At 66.6% G+C, this 2,704-nt stretch carries 3 protein-coding genes and 1 pseudogene; all 4 read right to left on the minus strand.

Going from position 1 to position 2,704, the window contains the following annotated elements; genetic code table 11:
* Positions 1-353: pseudogene (locus tag RMO40_RS11000) on the minus strand (penicillin-binding protein 2); the annotation flags it as partial.
* A 127-nt stretch (positions 354-480) separates the two neighbouring features.
* Complete coding sequence (gene mreD, locus RMO40_RS11005) at positions 481-999, minus strand: rod shape-determining protein MreD (RefSeq protein ID WP_309720575.1); 519 nt, start codon at positions 997-999, stop codon at positions 481-483.
* A 28-nt stretch (positions 1,000-1,027) separates the two neighbouring features.
* Positions 1,028-1,951 (minus strand): rod shape-determining protein MreC, encoded by a 924-nt coding sequence (gene mreC / locus RMO40_RS11010; RefSeq protein ID WP_309720578.1) that lies wholly within the window; start codon positions 1,949-1,951, stop codon positions 1,028-1,030.
* Positions 1,952-2,040: 89 nt separating this feature from the next.
* Positions 2,041-2,704: rod shape-determining protein MreB (locus RMO40_RS11015; RefSeq protein WP_309720581.1), on the minus strand; the 664-nt coding region annotated here is incomplete at its 5' end.

Here is a 2,704-nt window from a genome sequence, read left to right on the forward strand (position 1 = left end):
CGCTTGAAGCGGCGGCGGTCGCGCGGGTTGACCTCGATGATGGTTTCGAGCTCGTTGATGGTGGCGTCGAGGTCGTCCACCTTCGAGGGCATGATCTCCAGCGTGTAGGCCGAGTAGTTGTTGGCCAGCACGACCCCATGGCGGTCGACGATCAGGCCGCGGTTGGGCACGATGGGCACCACCGCGATGCGGTTGTTCTCGGCCTGGGTGGCCAGCTCGTCGTGGCGCACCACCTGCAACAGCACCAACCGCGCCGCCAGCAGGCTGAAGGCGATCAGCACGAAAACCGCAGCCGCCAGCAGCCGGGTGCGAAACCGGCCCAGCTCCTGTTCGACGTTGCGAATTTCTGTCACACACCGCTCCCCAACAAAAGGCGGGCACCGCCGAGCCATCCATCAAGCAACACCCGAGGAGCCGGCTTTGCCGGGCCTCTGGGTGGCGCCCCTGGGGGGCAGGAGCGAAGCGACTGGGGGGCCAACATCACAATGGTCGATTCTGATCCGGGTCGGGCGGGCGGCGCTGGGGGGCCAGCAACAAGAGCGACACCACCGGCCACAGCAAGCTCTCGACCAGTGGCGCGAGCATCAGCTGCCAACCCGGCAACATGCCGCCCACCGCCATGCGCACGAGCATGGCCACCGCGTGCGCTGCCACGAACAGCGGCAGGATCTGCAGCGCCTGCGACAACACGCCGAACCACAACAAACGGCGGTGGATGGTGATGGCAAAAAAGCTGAGCAGCGTGTAGGCGAGCGCGTGCTGGCCCAGCACGGCGCTGTCGTGCACGTCCATCATCAAGCCGAACACGAAGGCCGCGCCGAGGCCGACACGGCGCGGCTGGTGCACGTTCCAGAACACCAGCACCAGGGCCAGCAGGTCGGGCAGGTAGGCCGTGCGCCCCAGCGGCACCAGGTTGAAGGCAAAGGCCAGCAACAGGGTGATCCACATGAACAGCGGGTTCACCGGCAGCAAGAGCTGGTCGGAGCCACGCGGCATCATGAGGTGACTCCTTCGGAGCGACGCATCGTCATCTGCGGGCTCCTTTTTTGGCCGGCTTGGTCGCCAAGGCCTCAGGCTCGGGCTCGGGCCGCGGCGGCATCTGGATGCCCGTGGGTTCGAGCACCAGCACATGGCGCACGCTGTCGGGCTCGGCCAGCGGCGCGAGCGCAATGCGGGCGAAGCCGGTGTCCACGCGGCGGTCCACGCTCACCACCTTGGCCACGGGCACCCCGGCGGGATAGATGCCGTCGACACCCGAGGTGGACAGCACGTCGCCCACTTGCACGTCGGCATTGCCGGCCATGAAACGCAGCTCCAGGCCGGCACCCGCCGAGTTGCCAAAGGCCGCGCTGCGCGCCTGCGTGCGGGCGTTGAGCACCGGGATGGCGGCTTCCTTGTCGGTGAGCAGGGTCACTTCAGCGCTGTAGGGGTAGACGCGGGTCACCTGGCCCAGCACACCCACTTCGTTGATGACCGGCGAAGCCACCACCAGGCCATCGCGGTTGCCGCGGTCGATGATGACCTTGCGCGAGTAAGGGTCGGGTGCGTCGTACAGGACTTCGGCGGTCAACGAGCGCACCTTCAGCGCACCACGCAGCTCGAGCAGGGCACGCAGGCGGGTGTTCTCCTGCAGCAGCTGCTCGACGCGCGACGCCCGCTCGGCCTGTTTGGCCAACTCCAGGCGCGCCTGGCTCTCGGCCGAGCGTGCGTCTTGCAGGCCCATCAGGTAGTCGGAGGCCAGCTCCCAGGCGTCGACCGGCGTGCGCAGCACCCGCTCCACCGGGTTGAGCACGGTGGCCACCACCGCACGCAGCGGCTGCGTCACCTTGAAGCGGGTGTCGGCGACCATCAAGAACAAGGCCAGCGCCGAGAAAAACACCATGCGCGTGAACGCCGACGGCCCTTGTCGGAAGAAGGGCGGTGGAGAGCGATCGAGTGTCCCCAGAGGCATGTTCGATGTGACTTAAAAAGCGGAGCCGCGTTTCAATTGAAAAAGCCGGCCACGTTCACGACGCGCCGGCTTTGTGATGTTGTGCACGTTCACTCTGAAGTGAAGATGGAGCCGAGTCGCTCCATGCGCTCAAGCGCCATGCCGCAACCGCGCACCACGCAGGTCAGCGGGTCTTCGGCCACCAGCACCGGGAGACCGGTTTCTTCGGCCAGCAGTCGATCGAGGTCACGCAGCAGGGCGCCGCCGCCAGTCAGCATCATGCCGCGCTCCGCGATGTCGGCACCCAGCTCGGGGGGGGTTTGTTCGAGCGCGTTTTTCACGCTGGAGACGATCTGGTTGAGCGGGTCGGTCAGCGCTTCGAGGATCTCGTTGCTGCTGATGGTGAAGCTGCGCGGCACCCCTTCGCTGAGGTTGCGGCCTTTCACTTCCATCTCTTTGACCTCGGAGCCGGGGAAGGCCGAGCCGATGTTCTTCTTGATCATCTCCGCGGTGGGCTCGCCGATCAGCATGCCGTAGTTGCGGCGGATGTAGTTGATGATGGCCTCGTCGAACTTGTCGCCACCGACACGCACCGAGCCCTTGTAGACCATGCCGCCCAGCGAGATCACGCCGACCTCGGTGGTGCCGCCGCCGATGTCGACCACCATCGAGCCGCTGGCCTCAGACACCGGCAGGCCGGCGCCGATGGCCGCAGCCATGGGCTCTTCGATCAGGTAGACCTCGCTCGCGCCGGCACCCAATGCCGACTCGCGG

The organism is Rhizobacter sp. (assembly GCF_031412075.1).
In the GTDB taxonomy this organism is placed as follows: Bacteria; Pseudomonadota; Gammaproteobacteria; order Burkholderiales; family Burkholderiaceae_C; genus Rhizobacter.

Excerpts from the sequence above, each read along its gene's own strand:
- mreC (WP_309720578.1), bottom strand. The coding sequence starts at position 1,951 with ATGCCTCTGGGGACACTCGATCGCTCTCCACCGCCCTTCTTCCGACAA.
- mreD (WP_309720575.1), bottom strand. The coding sequence starts at position 999 with ATGATGCCGCGTGGCTCCGACCAGCTCTTGCTGCCGGTGAACCCGCTG.